The organism is Escherichia sp. KTE96, assembly GCF_000408525.1.
Taxonomy (GTDB): domain Bacteria; phylum Pseudomonadota; class Gammaproteobacteria; order Enterobacterales; family Enterobacteriaceae; genus Escherichia; species Escherichia marmotae.
Genome location: NZ_KE137149.1, coordinates 174,590 through 197,305 on the forward strand (window position 1 = coordinate 174,590; position 22,716 = coordinate 197,305).

A 22,716-nucleotide genomic window follows, 5' to 3' on the forward strand; every position below is an offset into this window, starting at 1 on the left:
ATCCGCTACAAGGAGGTCAGATGGGTATCATAGCGCAAAATAAAATCAGTTCACTGGGTATGCTGTTCGGTGCTATCGCTTTAATAATGGGCATTATCCACTTTTCATTCGGCCCTTTTTCCACGCCGCCGCCAACGCTGGAAAGCGTTATTGCAGAAAAAACGGCGGAAATTAAAAGAGGTCTTCTCGCCGGAATAAAAGGCGAAAAAATCACCACAACGCAGAAAAAAGAGGACGTTGATGTCGATAAAATCCTCGATCACGGCGGTATCGCCCTGGCCATTGCCGCGCTACTCTGCGCGTTTGTTGCCGGTATGCGTAAAGAAAATCGCTGGGGCATTCGCGGTGCACTGTTTTTTGGTAGCGGGACGCTGGCTTTCCATACCTTGCTTTTTGGTATCGGCATCATCTGTGGAATTGTGCTGATATTCCTGATCTTTTCTTTCCTGACCGGTGGTTCACTGGTTTAAGTAACTCAGTAATGTTCAGAAACGCCTGTGAATACCGGGTGGAGTACCATTTACGGCGACTCCACCCGGAAAAGGGTTAACCGATGCCCCAGAAAAGCACCGCAAGTAACTGTGGTGTGATGATGCGCAAAAACATGACTAATGGATACACCGTGGCGTAAGAGAGAGCCGCTGCACCACTGGTTGGATGAAGATTATTGGCAAACGCCAGCGCCGGTGGATCGGTCATTGAACCCGCCAACATCCCACACATAGTGAGATAATTCATTTTGGCTAACATCCGCGCCAGAATGCCGGCTGTGATCAGCGGAATCGCGGTAATCAATGCACCATAGCCTATCCAACTTAGCCCTTCGCCATTAACCAATGTATGGATAAAATCGCCGCCGGATTTCAGACCAACAACTGAAAGGAACAGTACGATACCCAGTTCGCGCAGTGCCAGGTTGGCACTTGGCGGCATAAACCAGTACAGCTTACCGATACTGCCGATACGTCCAAGGATCAGCGCCATAATCAGCGGACCACCCGCCAGCCCCAGCTTCAACGCCGCCGGGAATCCTGGCACGAACACCGGAATGGAGCCTAACAACACGCCAAGACCGATACCAATAAACACGGGTAACATCTGAACCTGTTGCAGTTTTTGCTGCGCATTACCTAATACATTGGCAACGGCATCAATAGCCGACGGGCGTCCAACCAGGTTGAGGATATCGCCAAATTGCAGGCTAATATCGCCACTGGCGACCAGTTCAACCCCGGCACGATTCAGTCGCGAAATGACGACATCATAGCGCTCCTTAAAATGCAGGTCGCGAATACGCTTGCCGAGCACATTTTCATTGGTGACCACCACGCGTTCGACACGCAAATCGGTGCCTTTCGTCGACAGCGAAGTATCCACTTCCTGACCAATCACCAGTTGTGCATTATGTAAATCCGCAGGCTGCCCCACCAGATGCAGTAAATCTCCCAACTGAATAATGGTCTCTGGCGAAGGTACTTTTAGGGTTTCTTCTCGTTTCAATCGCGAGCAGATAACTTTATCGCCATTGAGAATCGGCACATCTTTAATGGCTAAATTATGCAAATTAGGATTCTCAACACGGATATTAATCGTCCTGATTAGCGCACCGCCGTTGGTTCGTGTCGACTCGTGCTGCAGGGCTTCCGTCTCAACATTGACGCGAAAAATAACCCGCAGTATCCACATGGTGAACAAAATCCCGCAAATGCCGAATGGATACGCCATCGCATAGCTCATCCCCATCTGATCAACCATCTCCATCGGTGTGCCGAGGTCGCGTAAGATCTGCTGACCTGCGCCCAGCGCTGGCGTATTGGTGACCGCGCCGGAGAAAATCCCCAGCACCACGGGAAGTGGGATATCGAACAATTTATGCAGGATGGCGGTGACCAGACCACCGATGATGACAACCAAAACGGCAAACAAATTAAGGCGTAATCCGGAGACACGCAACGAGGCAAAGAATCCCGGCCCCACTTGAATGCCGATAGTGTAAACGAACAGGATCAGACCAAATTCCTGGATAACATGCAGCATGTCGCTACTTAATGTCATCCCAGCCTGTGAAACAAAATGGCCGACGATGATCCCACCGAACAGTACGCCGCCAATGCCCAATCCAACGCCGCGAAACTTGACGTTGCCGATAAACAAACCGACGACCGCCACCAAAGCCAGAATACTGACTGTTAATGCTATATCACTCATCGTCCATTTCTCTTGAGATAACATTTTAATTGCTATGGATTATGGCTGAATCGGTGAAGCAGATTTGCCTTATGGCGCACATTATCACGGGAAAGAGAGTGCAGGAACATCTTAAATTGGCGAAAATTAACACATTGTTGAAGATGGTAAATAAAAAAAGCCCCACCAGGCTGGCGGGGCAAAAAGAATAGCTAATTAGCTATTTAACGCGGGACGTTCGCTGATAGCGATACGCTGCGCTGCGATGGGTTCAGGCTCATTACGAATTAAATCAATATGCAGCAAACCATTTACGAAGGTTGCACCAGAGACTTCCATATTTTCTGCCAGCGTAAAACTCAGGCTAAAAGGCTGATTCATAAGACCTTGATGCAGCCATTTTTTCTCTTCTTTGGGCTGCTCCGGCGTGCCTTTTACGCTCAGGCGAGTACCTTCCAGTTGAATATCTAAATCTTCCTGACGGAAGCCCGCCAGCGCAAGAGTAATGCGGTAGTGGTTATCGTCGCTTTTCTCAATGTTGTACGGCGGGAAGCTCTGGCTTTCACCGGCGTTTTGCAGTGCGTTGGCCAGTTTGTCAAAACCGATCCATTGACGCATCAGTGGGGATAAATCGAAGTTACGCATAGTCATTTCTCCTTCTAAGAAGCGAGTAAGTACCTGCAAATCCGAGGATTCGCATATGCTCCCTGACGGCGAGCATGAAGTTGCCAGGCCGCGCCAGGCGGCCTTAGAGAATTAGTTGATTTCGATACGGCGCGGTTTTTTCGCTTCCGGAATCACGCGTTCGAGATCGATATACAGCAGACCGTTCACCAGGTTAGCGCCACGAACATGAATGTTTTCTGCTAACTGGAATTTGCGTTCGAAGTTGCGTTCAGCGATGCCCTGGTACAGATAGGTGCGCTCTTTTTGTTCGTCGGCGTGAGCACCTTTCACCACCAGCAGATTGTCCTGGGCGGTAATTTCCAGTTCACTCTCAGCAAAACCAGCTACAGCGATAGCAATGCGATAATGGTTTTCGTCTACCAGTTCAACGTTATACGGAGGGTAGCCACCATTACTCTGGCTCTGGTTGTTTTCTAAGTGGTTAAACAAACGGTCAAATCCAATTGCAGAACGATAAAGCGGGGATAAATCAAAGTTACGCATAATCAATAGCTCCTGAAATCAGCGAGAATGTAAGACCTTCCACAATGGACAGGTCGGATAGCCAGAACACCCATCAGGCGCGTTCTCATCGGCTACGGTATAAAAATGGGTCTGGATATGCACTTTTCAAGTCTTTCCAACGGACTTTTTTTTGCAGTTTATGGTCTATTGCATAGACTGAGGGGCAGCACGAAACGTTAAAGTGCGATAGCCGCCACAGTGCGACATGATGATGATGTTATTTTCAGCAAGGGATCGCTATAACACATCATGCCAACACCAACGATCAACTGATGAATTTATTATGATAAGAAATGTGTTGTTAGCACTCTTAATGTGCAGCGGGATGGCGTTAATGACAGGATGTTCCAGCGTGATGTCCCATACAGGGGGCAAAGAGGGAACATACCCTGGCACCCGTGCCAGCGCCACCATGATTGGTGACAATGAAACCAACTGGGGCACTAAGTCACTGGTGATTCTTGATATGCCGTTTACCGCTGTTATGGACACGCTTTTACTGCCGTGGGATGCATTCCGCAAAGACAGTTCAGTGCGCTCACGCGTGGAAAAAAGTGAAGCCGACGCGCAGGCCATCAATGCCGTCATTCCACCAGCCCGAATGCCAACGAACTGAATTAGTGGCCAGTTTCGGTGACCCACAACTGGCCAGCTTCCATCCACGCCAGCCATTGACCATCTGGCGAGAAGACCACGGCGTCTGCCGAAGGTTGGTTGGCGTGATTTTCGGTTAAATACTCAACTTCACCGCTTTGCGCATGTGCACAGGCAATACGATTATCCAGCACAAAACCCAGCCATTCTCCTGACGGATGCCAGTTAAACGCTGACTGAATATCCGTTTTGTTATCGGTTAACTGGCGCGGTTCGCCGCCCTGTGGGGAGATAAGCCACAATTGCACAATACCGTTATCGTCACGCATTAAAAACGCGATTTGCGTCCCCTGTGGGTTACAACGCACCCAATGGCGTGGAACGTTGACTAACCCTGGGTAAGTACGATGGTGAGTAAAGGTTAAACGTCGCTGCACGACACCACGCGGCGGCGCTGGCAGGGTTGATTCCGTGCCGCTTAACGGCTCCTCACCAGCCGCTTTCCAGCCGTTTTCATTTTGTGGCAGCTCTACAATAAACAGCTCCGGTACTTTCTCGCCGTTCAGCGAAAGTGTGTCGCCAATAAACGCCAGCGCGTGGTTTCCGACCCATCCCTCTTCATAAGCGCGATTGATTTCATCACTGCCCGGCTGCGGCGTGGGCGTGGTTTTACTTACCAGCACGCACCAGTGGCTGCCGCTGTATTCGCGCGGATGCTGTTTGTGTACGTTAACCGGGCCAAACGGTGCCGCAACCCCGACGTTTCGCAAATCCAGCGCCGGGCAGCATTCATGTAGTACATGGTCGTTATAGGTAAAACTCACCATTTCACCGTTCGGGCTAAAGACATGTACATGACTGCCGCCACGTAGCGCCCCAGGAGTGTACGGAACGGTAATATCCATGGCATCGAGATTGCTCATCTTTCCGCCTTCAACAATCACGCCGCGGCGGTGATGGAAATCGTAATGCCATGTTTCATCAGGATTTTCTGGGCCGTGGATGAAGACATATTTCTCCAGCTTCGGATGAACGGTCACCACGCCAACGTGTGCACCCTGTGACGCCTGGTAAATAACTTCAACCTCGCCGGTATGGATATTCACACGCTCAATTGTCTCGCCGGTAAACGACGCGCCAGAAGGCCGCACGTCAAATACCAGCCACTGGCTATCGGGTGTCCAGGTGTTGGTATTGGTGAGCAGGTGGTTTCGTGAAGCGTTGGTGAGTTGTTTCATGGCGTGATCCTGATACAAAACGGTTTCCGCCATCATACTTCACAAGGACTTCACTTTCAGACAATAGTCTTTTGCTATCGTGATGAATGTGAGTAAAAAGATGGAACATTTTGACGTAGCGATTATCGGCCTCGGCCCGGCGGGTTCCGCACTGGCGCGGCAGTTAGCAGGAAAAATGCAGGTGATTGCACTGGATAAAAAGCACCAGTGCGGTACAGAAGGTTTCAGCAAACCTTGCGGTGGTCTGCTGGCACCGGACGCGCAGCGTTCTTTTATTCGCGACGGGCTAACGCTCCCTGTCGATGTGATCGCCAACCCACAGATTTTCAGCGTCAAAACCGTCGACGTCACAGCATCGCTCACGCGTAACTACCAGCGAAGCTATATCAATATTAATCGTCATGCCTTCGACTTGTGGATGAAATCGCTGATCCCCACCAGCGTTGAGGTTTACCACGACAGCCTGTGCCGGAAAATCTGGCGTGAGGATGATAAATGGCATGTTATTTTTCGCGCCGATGGCTGGGAGCAACACATTACTGCCCGCTATCTGGTCGGTGCTGATGGTGCAAACTCGATGGTGCGGCGACATCTCTACCCGGATCATCAGATTCGTAAATATGTCGCTATCCAGCAGTGGTTCACAGAGAAACATCCGACGCCGTTCTACTCCTGTATCTTTGATAATGCGATAACTAACTGTTACTCATGGAGTATCAGCAAAGACGGTTATTTTATTTTTGGCGGTGCCTATCCGATGAAAGACGGCCAGGCGCGTTTTGCGGCGCTGAAAGAGAAAATGAACGCCTTTCAGTTCCAGTTTGGCAAAGCGGTGAAAAGTGAAAAATGCACCGTGTTGTTTCCCTCACGCTGGCAGGATTTTGTCTGCGGTAAGGACAATGCTTTTCTTATTGGCGAAGCGGCGGGATTTATCAGTGCCAGCTCGCTGGAGGGGATTAGCTATGCGCTGGATAGCGCGGAAATACTGCGTTCGGTGCTACTGAAGCAGCCGGAGAAAATCAATGCCGCTTACTGGCACGCCACCCGCAAACTGCGTTTAAAACTCTACGGCAAGATCCTGAAAAGCCGATGCCTGACCGCACCGGCCTTAAGAAAGTGGATTATGCGCAGTGGCATTGCACATATTCCACAGTTGAGAGATTACCCAACGCGCTTCACATCGCCTACCAGCAGGATGTAAGAGAGCGCGCCAATCAACGCGACGGCGGAGATATAAACCAGTGCAGGTGCAAAACCGTAACCCTGCGCCAGGTAACCCACCACCAGCGGAACGGTGATACCCCCCAAACCACCGGCGAAGTTAAACACCCCGCCGGTTAAACCGATCAGGCGCATCGGTGCCAAAGAAGAGACCAGCGACCAGGTAATCGAAGCAAAACCGTTACCGAAGAATGCCAGCGCCATCAGACACATAATCATCATCGGGTCATTGGTATAGTTAGCACCCATAATGCAGGTGGAGATCAACAAGCCGCAGATTATTGGTGTTTTACGCGCAAAGCCCAGCGAAAAGCCCTTCCGCACCAGCAGATCCGCTACCCATCCTGAGAGCAGTACACCGACAAACGCAGCGAGAAATGGCACCGTGGTCATAAAACCCGCTTTCAACGCCGTTATCCCTTTTTCCTGGGTTAAATAGTTCGGGAACCAGGTTAAGAAGAACCACAGCGTAGACGCCACCGCAAATTGCCCGAGATAGACGCCGATCAGTTTACGATGGAACACCAGTTTCCAGTCTTTTGCCGTTAACGGCTGACGCGCCTCTTTTTTCACCGGCGCATCGCCATCCACCAGACCGCCACCATCACGAATGTAATCCAGCTCAGCTTTGCTGATGCCTTTAGTCAGGCGCGGCGGCTGGTAAACTTTAAACCAAATCAGCGACCAGATAATGCCGATACCGCCGGTGACAATGAACACCCAGTGCCAGCTCAACATCTCCTGAATCCAGATCAGCAGCGGAGTCAGAAACGCCAGACCGACAAACTGACCAGAGGTATAAAAACCAACGGCAGAAGCACGTTCATGTTCCGGGAACCAACTGGTCACCATACGGTTATTGGTCGGGAAAGCGGGCGCTTCGAAAATACCGGTTATCGCCCGCAGACCAATTAATGACATTAAGCCCGTGGCAAATCCCTGGAATAATGTCGCCACCGACCAGCCAAATATCGCAATAAAATAAGTCACACGTGAACCCACGCGATCTAAAAACCAACCGCCGGGGATCTGACATAAGGTATAAAGCCAGGCGAAGGCCGAAAATACATAGCCCATTTCAGCTTTAGTAATACCGAACTCTTCCTGAATATGGGCGGAAGCCACGGCCAGGTTGGCGCGATCGACATAACAAATCACTACCGTAATAAAAATCATCACTAACGTCAGATAACGCCGACGCCCCGGCTTTGCTGCATTTACGGGAATATCCATAGCGAGCTATCTCCTGATTTTGGGCATAGTGAGGCCGCTCACCATGCCCTGTAAGTTACAGAGGGTTATATTTTTGTATTGCTGTTTTAGTGCCCGATGAGGGGCTTACGTGGCAGGAATTACCACTCTGCTACGCTGTTATCTTCATGGCGCCAGAGCGGATTACGCCAGTCCGGGGCATTTTTACTGAACTCAATGACTTTGGCTTCGTCGATTTCCACGCCTAAGCCCGGTTTCGTTAGCGGTTTAAAGAAGCCGCCGACCATGCTGAAGTCCTCTTTGTTTTTCACAAAGTCGAGTAACTCCGCGCCTTTGTTGTAATGAATGCCCATACTTTGTTCCTGAAGTACGGCGTTATAGGAGACAAAGTCGATATGCAGGCAAGCAGCCAGTGCAATGGGGCCGAGCGGACAGTGCGGCGCAAGAGTCACGTCATAGGCTTCCGCCATTCCGGCAATTTTGTAGCATTCGGTAATACCGCCCGCGTGGGAGAGATCCGGTTGCAGGATCGAAATTCCCCCCGCCTCCAGCACGCGTTTAAAATCGAAGCGCGAGAACATGCGCTCCCCCGCTGCCAGCGGAATGTGAGTTTGCGCCGCCAGTTTCGGGTAGTATTCGGCTTGTTCCGCCAGCACCGGCTCTTCAATAAATAGCGGGCGATACGGTTCCAGTTCTTTAATCAGCACTTTCGCCATCGGCGCGCTGACGCGACCGTGAAAATCAAGGCCAAACTCAATCTGATTACCAAAGGCTTCACGAATTTGTGCCACGGTGTTGACCGCCGCATCTACCGCGCGGGAGTTATCAATCAGACCCAGTTCTTCACAACCGTTCAGTTTGAAAGTATCGAAGCCGATTTCACGCAGGGTTTTAATGCCGTCGATAACATCCGCCGGACGATCGCCGCCGACCCAACTGTAGGCTTTGATTTTGTCGCGGACCAGGCCACCCATTAGTTGCCAGACGGGCGCATTCAGCACTTTGCCTTTGATATCCCATAACGCCTGGTCGATCCCGGCGATGGCGCTCATCAGAATGGGGCCGCCACGATAAAAACCGGCGCGATACATCACTTGCCATAAGTCGTTGATGCGCGATGGATCCTGACCAATCAGATAGTCACCCAGCTCGTGAACTGCCGCTTCCACCGTGCGGGCGCGGCCCTCGATCACCGGTTCGCCCCAACCGACCACGCCTTCATCGGTTTCAATTTTCAGGAACATCCAGCGGGGAGGTAAACGATACGTGGTAATTTTGGTAATTTTCATTGCACTGCCTCTCGATACGCCTTAACAAATGCTGCTGCCTGCTGCGCGGTACGTTCCACGGACTGTCCGGCGCGATAGAGATCGCTACCTAAGCCCGCTCCAGCACAACCAGCGTCTATCCACTGCGCCAGGTTTTCTGGCGTCACGCCGCCAACGGCAAAGACCGCGATGTCCTGCGGTAATACCGCTTTTAATGCTTTGATGTATTGCGGGCCAAAAGCCGATGACGGAAATATTTTCAGTGCCTGCGCGCCTGCTTCGAGCGCGCTAAAGGCTTCGGTCGCCGTCGCACAACCGGGGCAAACGGTCATGCCGTAACCCACCGCACGACGAATGACCTCACTATGGATATTGGGCGTAACGATGAGCTGGCAGCCCATCCTGGCGAGCGTATCAACCTGCTCAGGTTTCAGTACCGTACCTGCGCCAATCAACGCTTTGTCGCCGTATGCTTCAACGACTGCGGGAATGCTTTGCTCCCATTGGGGAGAATTCAGCGGGATTTCAACCGCGTCGAACCCGGCGTCAATCACCGCGCCAACATGCGCCAGCGCCTCGTCAGGCGTAATGCCGCGCAAAATGGCGATCAGCGGGAGTTTAGTTTGCCACTGCATGAGCAATGCTCCTTATACCAGCCAGAAATGCCGTGTCGCCCGCCACCGCCGTTACGTCGCAACCCATAGCCTGAAAGGCTTGTTGGTAACGCACGGTCAGCGATGTTCCGGCGACAAGGGTGATAGCCTGTTGATGAGCCACGTCGTCGCGCATACTGCCGACCTCAGCACCAATCAACAAACCAGAGAGAAATTCGCTGACCTGTTCGCGGGGAAGCGTTCCCAGCACATGCGAGGCGCGAACTTCAAAAAGTTGCGGCAATACGGCGGGAGCATTAAGGCCGCGTTCAAGACCGGCCGCGAAGGCATCGGCAGAGTTTTCCTGCGGCGGCAAACCAGCCCCAATCAATGACTGATTTAGCAGTAAATGGTGCAATTCACCGGTCATCACGGTGCGAAAATCGTTGATTTTCTGGCTATCGGCTTGCACCCATTTGCAATGCGTACCGGGCATAACATAAAGAGAGGAAGGAGCAAGAGCACGCGCGCCAAGCAATTGTGTTTCTTCGCCGCGCATCACATTGTGGTTATCATCATGAGAGACGCATAATCCGGGAATAATCCAGATATTGTCGCCAACAGACGTTAACTGTTCACCAATAGATGAGAAACAGACAGGAACGGATAAATAAGGAGCGACTTTCCAGCCAACATTGCTGCCGACCATTCCTGCCATCACCACTGGCGTATTCTCTTCACGCCAGCCTGCTATCACTTCTGCTAACACCGCAGCCGGAGATTTTCCGTTCAGGCGCGTGACGCCTGCTTCTGATTGCCTGCTGTCCAGGCAGTTGTCGCTCTGATAAAGCCAGGCGCGCAGATTGGTCGATCCCCAGTCAATTGCGATGTAGCGAGCTGTCATGTGATTTCCTTTAATCTTCGTGTCGAGCTGGCGATCATGGTAAGCGCCGCCTGCTCTGCCGCATCGCCGTCCTGATGCCGTATCGCATCGAACAGCGCCTTATGTTCCTGAAGCGTTTGCGGCATGTTGGCCTCATCGCCCATCCAGGTTCGTTCAAAAACTGCCCGCTGCAGCGAACTAATCGCGATGCTAAGTTGCTGTAACACCGGGTTATGTACCGACTGAAGTACCGCCTCGTGATAGCGAATATCAGCTTCGTTAAACGCCTCGCGATCCTGATTGTTAGCAATCATCTCGTTCAGCGCCGATTCAATCTGCGCCAGATCGCTGGAGGTCGCGCGCTCTGCCGCCCAACGGGCAATCGCCGGTTCCACCAGATTTCGCACTTCGCTCATTGCACTGATAAGCCGTGGGTCGTAGTCGTTTTCCAACACCCATTGCAGTACGTCAGTGTCGAGGTAATTCCACTGATTACGCGGTGCCACAAATGCGCCGCGATAACGCTTCATTTCAATCAGCCGCTTCGCCATCAGCGAGCGGAACACTTCACGAATGATGTTGCGCGAGGTTTCAAACTCCTCACAGAGTTCCGCCTCGGCCGGAAGCGGCGAGCCAGGTACATATTTACCGTGAACGATCTGTTTACCCAGTGTAATGACAATGCGATCGGTTTTATTGAGAGTCATGAAGAGTCCTTGTGCTCTGTATGTTCTGCTCTACTTTACCCCGATCGATGCATAACGCGGCAACTTTGTAGTACCAGCATGATGACATTCGCGTTTACTGTACGTGCAATGTAGTACAAATTTATATTGTTGTACTACAATTTAGATCACAAAAAGAACAATGCATAAAAAAATGACATGCGCCGGGCAGAAATCTGAAAAGGGATGTCGGGCGCTAAACAGGGGGGAAATAAGAGTATGCTTTCAACGGCTTAGCACTCTTGTTTAAAGGATTAATCATGAAGTTGAATTTTAAAGGATTTTTTAAGGCTGCCGGTTTGTGTTTTTTGGCATTTGCGTTGACAGGATGTCTAACCGCAGGACTGCTGTTCAATACCGCAAGCCCTCCACATGCCGAGCAATGGCGGTCAGACTCGATTAAGGGTTTATCGCTGGCAAAGGATAGTAACGGTACGAAAGGCTATGTTTTTGTTGGCGAGTCGCTGGACTACCTGTTAACCACGGGTGGTGGTGAGGTGGTTAAAATGCTTAACGATCCGGCAATACATGGCGAAAAGATAACCGTCTCCGATAATGTGAAATTTATTTTAAGCAGCGGTGATACGAATTTTTCTGGTGCCATAACGCTCTATTACGACTGGGATAATGAGGAAGATAAAGCACTGGCGACACAATATGGTTTTATTTGTGATACCCGGCGTTGTACATGGATACTGGACAGCTTGAAAGGCTCTATCCACCAGAAAAATAAAAAAGCGGATTACTCAAACGTGATGGTTTTCCATCAACCCTTTACAGTGGGATTTTATAAGTACAAAACAACAGATGGCGTCCCGCGCGGCCTCGCTAACGCGTTGCTGCCAGTCACTCTTACGCTGGATATAGTAACATCACCACTCCAGTTCCTGATTTTATGCACGACCAGAAATTGTTAATCGCTGCGGGCAAACGCGTTTATGCAGTTTGCCCGCCCACTGATTAATTCAGCACATACTTTTCAATAGCAAACGCCACGCCATCTTCAAGGTTGGATTTGGTGACAAAGTTCGCCACTTCTTTCACCGAAGGAATAGCGTTATCCATCGCCACACCGACGCCTGCATATTCAATCATTGCGATGTCGTTTTCCTGATCGCCAATCGCCATGATTTCTTCCGGTTTAATGCCCAACACGTCGGCCAATGATTTCACACCAGTGCCTTTGTTAACGCGTTTATCGAGGATTTCGAGGAAGTACGGCGCACTTTTCAGCACGGTGTATTTCTCTTTCACTTCCTGTGGAATGCGCGCGATGGCCTGGTCGAGAATAGCGGGTTCATCAATCATCATCACTTTCAGGAGCTGTATATTGGGGTCCATTTTTTCCGCTTCGCAGAATACCAGCGGAATGGTGGCCACAAACGACTCATGTACCGTGTAATAGCTGATATCACGGTTAGCGGTGTACAGCGTGGTGCGGTCCAGCGCGTGGAAATGGGAACCGACTTCGCGAGAGAGTTTTTCCAGGAAACGATAGTCGTCATAGCTCAATGCTGTTTGCGCCACGGTGCTGCCATCAGCAGCCTTCTGTACCAGCGCGCCGTTGTAAGTAATGCAGTAGTCGCCTGGCTGTTCCATATGCAGCTCTTTCAGGTAGCTGTGAACACCTGCATAAGGACGACCTGTCGTCAGCACGACATTCACCCCGCGGGCGCGAGCTGCGGCAATCGCATTTTTAACGGCGGGTGAAATGGTGTGATCGGGCAGCAGAAGGGTGCCATCCATATCGATAGCAATGAGTTTGATAGCCATGAGTTCCCCAGGTAGATTGATTCCTGACCCATGCTAACGCGATTCCGCTCAAAAATCAGTACAACACCCGAGGGAAAAGGGGGATGCAACGCGCCTTGCGTGCTCCCCTTTTGCTTAGCGGAAGAGTTTCCCTTTCAGCAACTCCATGCCTGCGGAAAGCAGATCGTTATTGGCTTGCGGTGAAACTTCGCCCTGCGGAGATAGCGCATCAATAATCTTCGGCAATTGTTCCGCCAGCATGTTGGAAGCAGCACTGGTATCTACGCCGAGTTTTTGCCCGAGATCGGCTACTGCATTCGTACCCAGTGCCGATTCCAGTTGTTCGCCGCTAACCGGTTGATTGCCCTGTTGATTACTCAACCAGGTTGAGAGAATGGCACCTAAGCCGCCACTTTGCAGTTTCTCCAGCAGCACCTGGATGCCTCCCTGCTCTTCAACCCAGCTCAGAATGGCCTGATATTTCCCCGCATCGCCTTTCAGAAAGGCACCGACAACTTCATCGAAAAGTCCCATGATAATCACCTGTAAAGCGTTACGTGTTGACTCAGAAAGTATAGTTCTGCGGGATGATAGTTGCGGATTACAGGAGTAAAAAGGGCGGAGATCATCTCCGCCCTTTTCTTATAGCTTCTTGCCGGATGCGGCGTAACCGCCTTATCCGGCCTGCAAAATCATGAAAATTCAATATATTGCATGAGTATTGTAGGCCTGATAAGCGTAGCGCATCAGGCACGCTCGCATTGCTAATGCCATTAAATATCGATATTCGCCGCTTTCAGAGCGTTCTCTTCGATAAACGCACGACGCGGTTCAACGGCATCACCCATCAGAGTTGTGAACAACTGGTCGGCAGCAATCGCATCTTTAACGGTAACGCGCAGCATACGACGGCTTTCCGGATCCATAGTGGTTTCCCACAACTGCTCCGGGTTCATTTCGCCCAGACCTTTATAACGCTGGATGGAGAGGCCACGACGGGACTCTTTCACCAGCCAGTCCAGCGCCTGCTCGAAGCTGGCTACCGGCTGACGACGCTCACCACGTTCGATAAACGCATCTTCTTCCAGCAAGCCACGCAGTTTCTCGCCCAGCGTGCAGATACGACGATATTCGCCACCGGTGATGAACTCGTGATCCAGCGGATAGTCAGTATCCACACCGTGAGTACGCACGCGAACAATCGGCTCGAACAGGTTTTTCTCGGCATTGGTGTGGACATCAAACTTCCACTGGCTGCCATGCTGCTCTTTATCGTTCAGTTCTGTCACCAGCGCATTCACCCAACGGGTAACAACCTGCTCGTCAGAGAGATCCGCTTCCGTCAGCGTCGGCTGATAGATAAGCTCTTTCAGCATCGCCTTCGGATAACGACGTTCCATACGAACGATCATTTTCTGCGCCGCATTGTACTCAGACACCAGCTTTTCTAACGCTTCGCCAGCTAAAGCTGGTGCACTGGCGTTGGTATGCAAAGAAGCACCATCCAGCGCGATGGAGATTTGGTACTGATCCATCGCCTCATCGTCTTTAATGTACTGTTCCTGCTTGCCTTTCTTCACTTTGTACAGCGGCGGCTGGGCAATGTAGACGTGACCGCGTTCAATGATTTCCGGCATCTGACGATAGAAGAAGGTCAACAGCAACGTACGAATGTGCGAGCCGTCGACGTCCGCATCGGTCATGATGATAATGCTGTGATAACGCAGTTTGTCCGGGTTGTACTCGTCACGACCGATACCGCAGCCAAGCGCGGTGATGAGCGTTGCCACTTCCTGGGAAGCCAGCATCTTATCGAAACGGGCTTTCTCGACGTTGAGGATTTTACCCTTCAACGGCAGAATCGCCTGGTTTTTGCGGTTACGCCCCTGCTTCGCAGAGCCGCCCGCGGAGTCCCCTTCCACAAGGTACAGTTCAGAAAGCGCCGGATCGCGTTCCTGGCAGTCCGCCAGTTTGCCCGGCAGGCCGGCTAAGTCCAGTGCACCTTTACGACGCGTCATTTCACGCGCACGACGTGCCGCTTCACGGGCGCGGGCAGCATCGATAATTTTACCAACCACGATTTTCGCATCGGTTGGGTTTTCCAGCAGGTATTCTGCCAGCAGTTCGTTCATCTGCTGTTCTACCGCCGATTTCACCTCAGAAGAAACCAGTTTGTCTTTAGTCTGGGAGGAGAATTTCGGATCTGGTACTTTCACGGACACAACCGCAATCAGGCCTTCACGCGCATCGTCGCCGGTGGCGCTGACTTTGGCTTTTTTGCTGTAACCTTCTTTGTCCATGTAGGCGTTCAGAGTACGGGTCATCGCCGCACGGAAGCCCGCCAGGTGAGTACCGCCATCACGCTGCGGAATGTTGTTGGTAAAGCAGTAGATGTTTTCCTGGAAGCCATCGTTCCACTGCAATGCCACTTCAACGCCGATACCGTCTTTTTCGGTGGAGAAGTAGAAGATGTTCGGGTGGATCGGCGTTTTATTCTTGTTCAGATACTCAACGAACGCCTTGATACCGCCTTCATAGTGGAAGTGGTCTTCTTTGCCGTCACGTTTGTCTTTCAGGCGAATGGAAACGCCGGAGTTAAGGAAGGACAACTCTCGCAGGCGTTTCGCCAGAATTTCATATTCAAACTCGGTTACATTGGTGAAGGTTTCGAGGCTCGGCCAGAAACGTACCATAGTGCCGGTTTTATCGGTATCGCCGGTAACCGCCAGCGGTGTCTGCGGTACACCGTGCACGTAGATCTGACGGTGAATTTTACCTTCACGCTGGATAACCAGCTCCAGTTTTTGCGACAGGGCGTTTACTACCGAAACACCAACGCCGTGCAGACCGCCGGACACTTTATAGGAGTTATCGTCAAATTTACCGCCTGCGTGCAGCACGGTCATGATCACTTCTGCTGCCGATACACCCTCTTCCGGGTGAATACCGGTCGGAATGCCACGCCCGTCATCCTGTACAGAGACGGAATTATCAGCATGAATAGTGACGATAATTTCTTTACAGTGACCCGCGAGCGCTTCGTCGATAGCGTTATCTACCACCTCGAATACCATGTGGTGCAGACCGGTGCCGTCATCCGTGTCGCCGATATACATACCAGGGCGCTTACGCACCGCATCCAGCCCTTTCAGGACTTTGATACTGGAGGAGTCATAAGAATTCGACATCAACGTTTCTCGCTCATTTATACTTGGGTTAATCCGTTATTTTACCCTTTTCCACGGTAAACATCTTCGAATTTTCGTCCGACATGTCTATAACGTGTTCAGCACTGATCGCGCTGACAAAGACCTGTGATTGCGTCGCTTTTAAGCGGCTGGCAAGCAGCCCGCGACGCTCATCATCAAGCTCAGAGGCAAAATCATCTATCAGGTAGAGACACCGCCGCCCGCTTTCACGGGTGAGGAACTCTCCTTGCGCCAGACGTAAGGCGCACATCAGCAGCTTAAGCTGCCCACGCGATAAGGTATCTTCCACCGGCGCACCGTCGGCGCGAATGCGTAAGTCCGCTTTATGCGGGCCGTGCGCAGTGTAGGTTAGCTGGCGATCGCGTTCAAAATTACGTTCCAGCACCTCAGCGTACTCTGTCTCTTTCTCCCAGCCGCGCTGGAAAGAGAAAGTCAGAGAAAACTCAGGGAGAAATTGCTTACAGGTATCGGCCATATCGGCGGCGATACCGGCGCTGTACTGGGCGCGCCAGGCGCTGATTTGCTCCGCCAGCGGGATCAGTTCTTTATCCCACGGGCGGAGCTGTTCGTAACGTGACACCTGCCTCAGCGCCGCATTACGCTGCTTGAGCAATCGCTTGAGATTGCTCCAGGCGGTGAAAAATCCGGGTTCGTTGTGAAAGCATCCCCAGTCGAGGAATGCTCTTCTGTATTTGGGGCCACCGTTGAGTAAAGTAAACCCCTCAGGCGTTATCAACTGCATCGGCATCAGGTGCGCCAGTTCCGCAACTTTATGCCCGTCAGTACCGTCAATACGGACTTTACTGTCGCCCTGTTTGTCTTTGGTTAAGCCAATCGCCGTCTCGCGCTCTGCGCCCTGTAAACGCCCGTGAAGAACAAACGCCTCCTGCTCGTGGCGAATGACGCGACCAATCTGCAAACTGCGAAACGCCCGGCCGTGGCCGAGCGTATAGATAGCTTCCAGCACGCTGGTTTTGCCACTGCCGTTGGCACCCACCAGAAAGTTAAAGCCGGGAGATAAAGCGAGATCCGCGGTTTCGATATTGCGGAAATCGCGGATCAACAAGCGGGTGAGGGACATTACAGTCTCATTGGCATGACAACATAAGCCGCACTCTGGCTGGCCGCATCTTCAATCTGCACGCTGGAAACTGAATCGGTCAGCATCATGCGCACGTTTTCACATTTCAGCGCGTTCAGAACATCCAGCACATAGCTGACGTTAAAGCCGATTTCCATCTCCGCGCCGCTGTAGGTGACGTCGAGGATCTCTTCCGCTTCTTCCTGTTCCGGGTTGTTGGCGGTGATCTTCAGTTGATTTTCACTGACATACAGACGCACGCCACGGAATTTCTCGTTAGAGAGAATTGCCGCACGAGCAAACGCCTGCTTGAGCAGATCGCAGCCTGCTTCCAGATGTTTGTCCGGGTTCTTCGGCAGAACGCGACGGTAATCCGGGAATCGACCATCCACCAATTTGGAGGTAAAAATAAAGTCACCTACGTGGGCGCGAATGTTGTTGCTGCCAATCTGCACGCGCAGCGGATTGTCGCCGCCGTCGAGCATACGCATCAGTTCAATCACGCCTTTACGCGGCACGATCACCGAATGGCTCGGCAAAGACTGACCAATTGGCATTGAACAGACCGCCAGGCGGTGGCCGTCAGTCGCCACGGTGCGCAGTTCTTCACCTTCGGTTTCGAACAGCATACCATTTAAGTAATAGCGAACGTCCTGATGCGCCATCGAAAACTGGGTCGCTTCAATCAGACGTTTCATCGTTGCCTGCGGCAGGGTAAATTCAACTTCGCTCTGCCAGTCATCAAGATTCGGGAAATCCGCCGCTGGCAGAGTAGAAAGCGAAAAACGGCTGCGCCCGGAGCGCACCAGCATCCGCTCACCTTCCAGTTGCACAGCAATTTCCGCGCCTTCAGGCAGACCACGGCAGATATCAAAGAATTTGCGCGCCGGAACGGTCGTCGCCCCTGGTTCGTGCGGCTGAATCAGCGCAACACGAGCCACCATTTCCATCTCGAGATCAGTACCGGTCAGCGACAACGTACCGTCAGCAACCTGTAACAGCAGATTACCGAGAATCGGTAGCGTAGGACGACCACCTAACGGACCGCTCACCTGTTGTAGCGGTTTTAATAAATGCTCACGTTCTACGGTAAATTTCATAGGTTTACGATGACAATGTTCTGATTAAATTTGAAAAATCTTCTTTGATATCATGGCTCTCTTCACGCAACTGCTCGATCTTACGGCAGGCATGAAGCACCGTTGTATGGTCACGACCGCCAAACGCATCACCGATCTCCGGCAGACTGTGGTTAGTCAGCTCTTTCGCCAACGCCATCGCCATCTGGCGCGGACGTGCCACCGAGCGAGATCGACGCTTGGAAAGGAGATCTGCGACTTTGATCTTGTAGTACTCCGCCACCGTCTTCTGAATATTGTCGATGGTGACCAGTTTTTCCTGCAATGCCAGCAAATCGCGCAACGCTTCGCGCACGAAGTCAATGGTGATCGCCCGTCCGGTAAAGTTGGCGTTAGCAATAACACGGTTCAGCGCCCCTTCCAGCTCACGCACATTAGAGCGTAGACGCTTGGCGATAAAGAATGCCACTTCACCCGGCAGACGAATGTCATTTTCGTCTGCCTTTTTCATCAGGATCGCCACACGGGTTTCCAGCTCTGGCGGTTCGATCGCCACAGTCAACCCCCAGCCGAAGCGGGATTTCAAACGATCCTCAACGCCGTTGATCTCTTTCGGATAACGATCCGAAGTAAGAATGATCTGTTGATTACCTTCCAGCAAGGCGTTAAAGGTGTGGAAAAACTCTTCCTGGGATCGTTCTTTATTAGCAAAAAACTGAATATCGTCGATCAGCAGCGCGTCAACAGAACGGTAGTAGCGTTTAAACTCTTCGATCGCGTTGTTTTGCAGGGCTTTTACCATGTCCTGAACAAAGCGTTCGGAGTGCATATAAACCACTTTGGCATTCGGCTTGCGCGCCATAATGCCATTGCCCACCGCATGTAGCAGGTGAGTTTTACCCAGCCCCGTGCCGCCATAAAGGAACAGCGGGTTATAGGCACCGCCAGGGTTGTCTGCCACCTGACGAGCCGCCGCGCGCGCCAGTTGGTTAGATTTACCTTCGACGAAGTTATCAAATGTATGTTTAACGTTAACGTTGGAACGATAGGTCGGTTCTGCCGGAGCCGGAACGTTATCCCAACCTGAGCGCGTAGAAGGCGCCGCACGTTGCGGTTGCACCTGAGCAGCCTGAGCCGGTGCAACTGTATTGCTGGCAGGGACTTTCAGCGTTTGTGTCACGGGCTTTGTGCCCACTTCAAAACGCAACTGTGGGGCATCCGCTCCGCAGAAACTGGTTAGCAGTCCATTGATATTATTGAGGTACTTGTCCCGTACCCAATCGAGGACAAAACGGTTTGGCGCGTACAAGGCCAGCGTGTTATCGCTCAGTTCCGCCTGCAATGGGCGTATCCACATACTGAATTCTGTGGCTGGTAACTCATCCTGCAATCGGGCAAGACATTGCTGCCAAAGCGAAAGTGACACGGCGGACTCCACTCGAACAAAAGTCGATTATGACTAAGGCTGAAACATTCATGATTGTTGACGCACGTCGAAAAGACCCTGCATAAGGGTGACGCACGAACCGCTGTCTGCGGTTATATGCCCGATCAAGATCCTGCAAAACGATCGGGACCGCGGATCATAGCCTAAACTGCGCAAGAGATCTTCTGTTTCTCACAGATTTTCCCGATTTATCCACAGGATGATCCAGAACCCGCTAAGTGTAAACGATCCAGACACCAGGCGGGCACGATTTAAGCCGCATATTGGAAAATTTAATGACCATAGACAAAATTAGGCTTAATCGATCTAATAAAGATCCTGGACGATCCTTGCGCTTTATCCGGTAGCCCGTATAATCCTCCACCCGGCGCGTAATGCTGGTTTTCACCGGTATATAGTTGTACTTTTTCCCTGTGAAAAGGTGCGGAAAAGCGCGGTAAATAAGGAAAGAGAATTGACTCCGGAGTGTACAATTATTACAATCCGGCCTCTTTAATCACCCATGGCTTCGGTGTCCATCGTTCGGTTTTCGGGCGGATATCCAATAAAGCCATTGAATTTATTCAAGTTTAGGTAGAAATCGCCATGAAACGCACTTTTCAACCGTCTGTACTGAAGCGCAACCGTTCTCACGGCTTCCGTGCTCGTATGGCTACTAAAAATGGTCGTCAGGTACTGGCACGTCGTCGTGCTAAAGGCCGTGCTCGTCTGACCGTTTCTAAGTAATAAAGCTAACCCCTGAGTGGTTAAGCTCGCATTTCCCAGGGAGTTACGCTTGTTAACTCCCAGTCAATTCACATTCGTCTTCCAGCAGCCACAACGGGCTGGCACGCCGCAAATCACCATCCTCGGCCGCCTGAATTCGCTGGGGCATCCCCGTATCGGTCTTACAGTCGCCAAGAAAAACGTTCGACGAGCGCATGAACGCAATCGGATTAAACGTCTGACGCGTGAAAGCTTCCGTCTACGCCAACATGAACTCCCGGCTATGGATTTCGTGGTGGTGGCGAAAAAAGGGGTTGCCGACCTCGATAACCGTGCTCTCTCGGAAGCGTTGGAAAAATTATGGCGCCGCCACTGTCGCCTGGCTCGCGGGTCCTGATAGCCCTCATTCGGGTCTACCAACGCCTGATTAGTCCGCTACTCGGGCCGCATTGTCGTTTCACTCCAACTTGTTCAAGCTACGGAATTGAGGCATTGCGCAGGTTTGGAGTGATAAAAGGCAGTTGGTTGACGGTGAAACGCGTATTAAAATGCCACCCTTTACACCCTGGTGGTGACGATCCCGTCCCGCCCGGACCATTTGATACCAGAGAACACTAACGATGGATTCGCAACGCAATCTTTTAGTCATCGCTTTGCTGTTCGTGTCTTTCATGATCTGGCAAGCCTGGGAGCAGGATAAAAACCCGCAACCTCAGGCTCAACAGACCACGCAGACAACGACCACCGCAGCGGGTAGCGCCGCCGACCAGGGCGTACCGGCCAGTGGCCAGGGGAAACTGATTTCGGTAAAAACCGACGTGCTTGATCTGACCATCAACACCCGTGGTGGTGATGTTGAGCAGGCTCTGCTGCCGGCTTACCCGAAAGAGCTGAACTCTACCCAGCCGTTCCAGTTGCTGGAAACCTCACCGCAGTTTATTTATCAGGCACAGAGCGGTCTGACCGGTCGTGATGGCCCGGATAATCCGGCTAACGGCCCGCGTCCACTGTATAACGTCGAAAAAGACGCTTATGTGCTGGCCGAAGGTCAAAACGAACTGCAGGTGCCGATGACGTATACCGACGCAGCAGGCAACACGTTTACTAAAACGTTTGTCCTGAAACGTGGTGATTACGCTGTCAACGTCAACTACAACGTGCAGAACGCTGGCGAAAAACCGCTGGAGATCTCCACCTTTGGTCAGTTGAAGCAATCCATCACTCTGCCACCGCATCTCGACACCGGAAGCAGCAACTTTGCACTGCACACTTTCCGTGGCGCGGCGTACTCCACGCCTGACGAAAAATACGAGAAATACAAGTTCGATACTATTGCCGACAACGAAAACCTGAACATCTCTTCGAAAGGTGGTTGGGTCGCGATGCTGCAACAGTATTTCGCGACGGCATGGATCCCGCATAACGACGGCACCAACAACTTCTATACCGCTAATCTGGGTAACGGCATCGCCGCTATCGGCTATAAGTCTCAGCCGGTACTGGTTCAGCCTGGTCAGACTGGCGCGATGAACAGCACCCTGTGGGTTGGCCCGGAAATCCAGGACAAAATGGCGGCAGTTGCTCCGCATCTGGATCTGACCGTTGATTACGGTTGGTTGTGGTTCATCTCTCAGCCGCTGTTCAAATTGCTGAAATGGATCCATAGCTTTGTGGGTAACTGGGGCTTCTCCATTATCATCATCACCTTTATCGTTCGTGGCATCATGTACCCGCTGACCAAAGCGCAGTACACCTCCATGGCGAAGATGCGTATGCTGCAGCCTAAGATTCAGGCCATGCGTGAGCGTCTGGGCGATGACAAACAGCGTATCAGCCAGGAAATGATGGCGCTGTACAAAGCTGAGAAGGTTAACCCGCTGGGCGGCTGCTTCCCGCTGCTGATCCAGATGCCAATCTTCCTGGCGTTGTACTACATGCTGATGGGTTCCGTTGAACTGCGTCAGGCACCGTTTGCACTGTGGATCCATGACCTGTCTGCACAGGACCCATACTACATCCTGCCGATCCTGATGGGCGTAACGATGTTCTTCATTCAGAAGATGTCACCGACCACCGTGACCGACCCGATGCAGCAGAAGATCATGACCTTTATGCCGGTCATCTTCACCGTGTTCTTCCTGTGGTTCCCGTCAGGTCTGGTGCTGTACTATATCGTCAGCAACCTGGTAACCATTATCCAGCAGCAGTTGATTTACCGTGGTCTGGAAAAACGTGGCCTGCATAGCCGCGAGAAGAAAAAATCCTGATTCGGTGAGTTTTCGCTAAAATAAGGGCGGTCAGTTGACCGCCTTTTTTCTTTTCGTAGGGCGG

The 22,716-nt window shown here is 51.7% G+C and carries 23 protein-coding genes, 1 pseudogene and 1 other annotated feature; of the genes and pseudogenes, 9 read left to right on the plus strand and 15 right to left on the minus strand.

All coding sequences use genetic code 11. The features are described 5' to 3' along the window. Window positions 1–20: 20 nt before the first annotated feature. On the plus strand, window positions 21–470 hold the full coding sequence (yidI, locus tag A1WG_RS13410; protein ID WP_001517434.1) for a protein YidI: 450 nt from the start codon (window positions 21–23) through the stop codon (window positions 468–470). Next, a pseudogene (locus A1WG_RS24850) lies at window positions 467–550 on the plus strand (GntR family transcriptional regulator); the annotation flags it as partial. The gene yidI and the pseudogene A1WG_RS24850, both read left to right, overlap by 4 nt. On the opposite strand, the gene A1WG_RS13405 reads toward A1WG_RS24850, so the two are convergent. From A1WG_RS13405 to ibpA, 3 genes are all read right to left on the minus strand, one after another. Further along, the gene (locus A1WG_RS13405; protein ID WP_001279777.1) at window positions 547–2,208 is read right to left on the minus strand and encodes a putative transporter; all 1,662 of its coding nucleotides are present in this window, start codon (window positions 2,206–2,208) and stop codon (window positions 547–549) included. The pseudogene A1WG_RS24850 and the gene A1WG_RS13405 sit on opposite strands and share 4 nt — an antisense overlap. A gap of 195 nt (window positions 2,209–2,403) precedes the next feature. Further along, complete coding sequence (ibpB, locus tag A1WG_RS13400; protein ID WP_001243426.1) at window positions 2,404–2,832, minus strand: small heat shock chaperone IbpB; 429 nt, start codon at window positions 2,830–2,832, stop codon at window positions 2,404–2,406. A gap of 111 nt (window positions 2,833–2,943) precedes the next feature. Beyond that, window positions 2,944–3,357, minus strand: a complete 414-nt coding sequence (gene ibpA / locus A1WG_RS13395) for a small heat shock chaperone IbpA (RefSeq protein WP_001243437.1) — start codon at window positions 3,355–3,357, stop codon at window positions 2,944–2,946. Then, window positions 3,351–3,423: a sequence feature (ROSE (Repression Of Heat Shock gene Expression) occurs in the 5'-region of heat shock genes and acts as an RNA thermometer to modulate expression.), on the minus strand. It overlaps the preceding gene by 7 nt. Window positions 3,424–3,661: 238 nt before the next feature. On the opposite strand from ibpA, the gene A1WG_RS0121700 reads away from it, so the two are divergent. Beyond that, entirely contained in the window at window positions 3,662–3,994 is a 333-nt protein-coding gene (locus A1WG_RS0121700) for a YceK/YidQ family lipoprotein (protein WP_010377863.1), read from the plus strand. Between the two features lies 1 nt (window position 3,995). On the opposite strand, the gene A1WG_RS13390 is transcribed toward A1WG_RS0121700, so the two are convergent. Next, window positions 3,996–5,210, minus strand: coding sequence for a YidR family protein (locus tag A1WG_RS13390; protein ID WP_001517433.1), 1,215 nt, complete (start codon window positions 5,208–5,210; stop codon window positions 3,996–3,998). A gap of 100 nt (window positions 5,211–5,310) precedes the next feature. Here A1WG_RS13390 and cbrA point away from each other — a divergent pair, with 100 nt between their 5' ends. After that, entirely contained in the window at window positions 5,311–6,411 is a 1,101-nt protein-coding gene (gene cbrA, locus A1WG_RS13385; protein WP_001517432.1) for a colicin M resistance lipid reductase CbrA, read from the plus strand. On the opposite strand, the gene A1WG_RS13380 is transcribed toward cbrA, so the two are convergent. From A1WG_RS13380 to dgoR, 5 genes are all read right to left on the minus strand, one after another. Further along, window positions 6,372–7,664, minus strand: a complete 1,293-nt coding sequence (locus A1WG_RS13380) for an MFS transporter (protein ID WP_000354284.1) — start codon at window positions 7,662–7,664, stop codon at window positions 6,372–6,374. The genes cbrA and A1WG_RS13380 overlap by 40 nt on opposite strands. Window positions 7,665–7,783: 119 nt before the next feature. Continuing rightward, window positions 7,784–8,932 carry a galactonate dehydratase gene (gene dgoD / locus A1WG_RS13375; RefSeq protein ID WP_000705001.1) on the minus strand — a complete coding sequence of 383 codons (1,149 nt, stop codon included), beginning with the start codon at window positions 8,930–8,932 and terminating at the stop codon, window positions 7,784–7,786. Beyond that, window positions 8,929–9,546: a 2-dehydro-3-deoxy-6-phosphogalactonate aldolase gene (gene dgoA, locus A1WG_RS13370; RefSeq protein ID WP_001198729.1), complete on the minus strand. Its 618-nt coding sequence runs from the start codon at window positions 9,544–9,546 to the stop codon at window positions 8,929–8,931. Before dgoA ends, dgoD begins: the two co-directional genes overlap by 4 nt. Next, the gene (locus A1WG_RS13365; protein ID WP_001517431.1) at window positions 9,530–10,408 is read right to left on the minus strand and encodes a 2-dehydro-3-deoxygalactonokinase; all 879 of its coding nucleotides are present in this window, start codon (window positions 10,406–10,408) and stop codon (window positions 9,530–9,532) included. The genes dgoA and A1WG_RS13365 overlap by 17 nt, the downstream gene beginning before the upstream one ends. After that, on the minus strand, window positions 10,405–11,094 hold the full coding sequence (dgoR, locus tag A1WG_RS13360) for a D-galactonate utilization transcriptional regulator DgoR (RefSeq protein WP_001517430.1): 690 nt from the start codon (window positions 11,092–11,094) through the stop codon (window positions 10,405–10,407). Before dgoR ends, A1WG_RS13365 begins: the two co-directional genes overlap by 4 nt. A gap of 278 nt (window positions 11,095–11,372) precedes the next feature. Here dgoR and A1WG_RS13355 point away from each other — a divergent pair, with 278 nt between their 5' ends. Further along, a complete protein-coding gene (locus tag A1WG_RS13355) occupies window positions 11,373–12,029 on the plus strand; it encodes a YidX family protein (protein WP_001517429.1) in 657 nt (218 codons plus the stop codon). 43 nt (window positions 12,030–12,072) lie between these two features. Here A1WG_RS13355 and yidA read toward each other — a convergent pair whose 3' ends face one another. From yidA to dnaA, 6 genes are all read right to left on the minus strand, one after another. Further along, complete coding sequence (gene yidA, locus A1WG_RS13350; RefSeq protein WP_001517428.1) at window positions 12,073–12,885, minus strand: sugar-phosphatase; 813 nt, start codon at window positions 12,883–12,885, stop codon at window positions 12,073–12,075. Window positions 12,886–12,999: 114 nt separating this feature from the next. Continuing rightward, the gene (locus A1WG_RS13345) at window positions 13,000–13,398 is read right to left on the minus strand and encodes a YidB family protein (protein WP_000522197.1); all 399 of its coding nucleotides are present in this window, start codon (window positions 13,396–13,398) and stop codon (window positions 13,000–13,002) included. Between the two features lie 239 nt (window positions 13,399–13,637). Next, the gene (gene gyrB / locus A1WG_RS13340) at window positions 13,638–16,052 is read right to left on the minus strand and encodes a DNA topoisomerase (ATP-hydrolyzing) subunit B (RefSeq protein WP_001517427.1); all 2,415 of its coding nucleotides are present in this window, start codon (window positions 16,050–16,052) and stop codon (window positions 13,638–13,640) included. A 28-nt stretch (window positions 16,053–16,080) separates the two neighbouring features. Continuing rightward, window positions 16,081–17,154: a DNA replication/repair protein RecF gene (recF, locus tag A1WG_RS13335; protein WP_000060099.1), complete on the minus strand. Its 1,074-nt coding sequence runs from the start codon at window positions 17,152–17,154 to the stop codon at window positions 16,081–16,083. Next, window positions 17,154–18,254 carry a DNA polymerase III subunit beta gene (gene dnaN / locus A1WG_RS13330; protein WP_000673456.1) on the minus strand — a complete coding sequence of 367 codons (1,101 nt, stop codon included), beginning with the start codon at window positions 18,252–18,254 and terminating at the stop codon, window positions 17,154–17,156. The genes recF and dnaN overlap by 1 nt, the downstream gene beginning before the upstream one ends. 4 nt (window positions 18,255–18,258) lie before the next feature. Then, complete coding sequence (dnaA, locus tag A1WG_RS13325; RefSeq protein ID WP_000059100.1) at window positions 18,259–19,659, minus strand: chromosomal replication initiator protein DnaA; 1,401 nt, start codon at window positions 19,657–19,659, stop codon at window positions 18,259–18,261. A 606-nt stretch (window positions 19,660–20,265) separates the two neighbouring features. On the opposite strand from dnaA, the gene rpmH reads away from it, so the two are divergent. Genes rpmH through yidC form a run of 4 tightly spaced genes read left to right on the plus strand, consistent with a single transcriptional unit; the run spans window position 20,266 to window position 22,652 of the window. After that, entirely contained in the window at window positions 20,266–20,406 is a 141-nt protein-coding gene (gene rpmH, locus A1WG_RS13320; RefSeq protein WP_000831330.1) for a 50S ribosomal protein L34, read from the plus strand. A 16-nt stretch (window positions 20,407–20,422) separates the two neighbouring features. Beyond that, the gene (gene rnpA / locus A1WG_RS13315; protein WP_000239730.1) at window positions 20,423–20,782 is read left to right on the plus strand and encodes a ribonuclease P protein component; all 360 of its coding nucleotides are present in this window, start codon (window positions 20,423–20,425) and stop codon (window positions 20,780–20,782) included. After that, entirely contained in the window at window positions 20,746–21,003 is a 258-nt protein-coding gene (gene yidD / locus A1WG_RS0121705; protein WP_001307474.1) for a membrane protein insertion efficiency factor YidD, read from the plus strand. The genes rnpA and yidD overlap by 37 nt, the downstream gene beginning before the upstream one ends. Before the next feature lie 2 nt (window positions 21,004–21,005). Further along, complete coding sequence (gene yidC / locus A1WG_RS13310) at window positions 21,006–22,652, plus strand: membrane protein insertase YidC (protein ID WP_000378258.1); 1,647 nt, start codon at window positions 21,006–21,008, stop codon at window positions 22,650–22,652. Window positions 22,653–22,716 lie beyond the last annotated feature (64 nt).

Excerpts from the sequence above, each read along its gene's own strand:
- yidI (WP_001517434.1), top strand. The coding sequence starts at position 21 with ATGGGTATCATAGCGCAAAATAAAATCAGTTCACTGGGTATGCTGTTC.
- A1WG_RS13405 (WP_001279777.1), bottom strand. The coding sequence starts at position 2,208 with ATGAGTGATATAGCATTAACAGTCAGTATTCTGGCTTTGGTGGCGGTC.
- ibpB (WP_001243426.1), bottom strand. The coding sequence starts at position 2,832 with ATGCGTAACTTCGATTTATCCCCACTGATGCGTCAATGGATCGGTTTT.
- ibpA (WP_001243437.1), bottom strand. The coding sequence starts at position 3,357 with ATGCGTAACTTTGATTTATCCCCGCTTTATCGTTCTGCAATTGGATTT.
- A1WG_RS0121700 (WP_010377863.1), top strand. The coding sequence starts at position 3,662 with ATGATAAGAAATGTGTTGTTAGCACTCTTAATGTGCAGCGGGATGGCG.
- A1WG_RS13390 (WP_001517433.1), bottom strand. The coding sequence starts at position 5,210 with ATGAAACAACTCACCAACGCTTCACGAAACCACCTGCTCACCAATACC.
- cbrA (WP_001517432.1), top strand. The coding sequence starts at position 5,311 with ATGGAACATTTTGACGTAGCGATTATCGGCCTCGGCCCGGCGGGTTCC.
- A1WG_RS13380 (WP_000354284.1), bottom strand. The coding sequence starts at position 7,664 with ATGGATATTCCCGTAAATGCAGCAAAGCCGGGGCGTCGGCGTTATCTG.
- dgoD (WP_000705001.1), bottom strand. The coding sequence starts at position 8,932 with ATGAAAATTACCAAAATTACCACGTATCGTTTACCTCCCCGCTGGATG.
- dgoA (WP_001198729.1), bottom strand. The coding sequence starts at position 9,546 with ATGCAGTGGCAAACTAAACTCCCGCTGATCGCCATTTTGCGCGGCATT.
- A1WG_RS13365 (WP_001517431.1), bottom strand. The coding sequence starts at position 10,408 with ATGACAGCTCGCTACATCGCAATTGACTGGGGATCGACCAATCTGCGC.
- dgoR (WP_001517430.1), bottom strand. The coding sequence starts at position 11,094 with ATGACTCTCAATAAAACCGATCGCATTGTCATTACACTGGGTAAACAG.
- A1WG_RS13355 (WP_001517429.1), top strand. The coding sequence starts at position 11,373 with ATGAAGTTGAATTTTAAAGGATTTTTTAAGGCTGCCGGTTTGTGTTTT.
- yidA (WP_001517428.1), bottom strand. The coding sequence starts at position 12,885 with ATGGCTATCAAACTCATTGCTATCGATATGGATGGCACCCTTCTGCTG.
- A1WG_RS13345 (WP_000522197.1), bottom strand. The coding sequence starts at position 13,398 with ATGGGACTTTTCGATGAAGTTGTCGGTGCCTTTCTGAAAGGCGATGCG.
- gyrB (WP_001517427.1), bottom strand. The coding sequence starts at position 16,052 with ATGTCGAATTCTTATGACTCCTCCAGTATCAAAGTCCTGAAAGGGCTG.
- recF (WP_000060099.1), bottom strand. The coding sequence starts at position 17,154 with ATGTCCCTCACCCGCTTGTTGATCCGCGATTTCCGCAATATCGAAACC.
- dnaN (WP_000673456.1), bottom strand. The coding sequence starts at position 18,254 with ATGAAATTTACCGTAGAACGTGAGCATTTATTAAAACCGCTACAACAG.
- rpmH (WP_000831330.1), top strand. The coding sequence starts at position 20,266 with ATGAAACGCACTTTTCAACCGTCTGTACTGAAGCGCAACCGTTCTCAC.
- yidD (WP_001307474.1), top strand. The coding sequence starts at position 20,746 with ATGGCGCCGCCACTGTCGCCTGGCTCGCGGGTCCTGATAGCCCTCATT.
- yidC (WP_000378258.1), top strand. The coding sequence starts at position 21,006 with ATGGATTCGCAACGCAATCTTTTAGTCATCGCTTTGCTGTTCGTGTCT.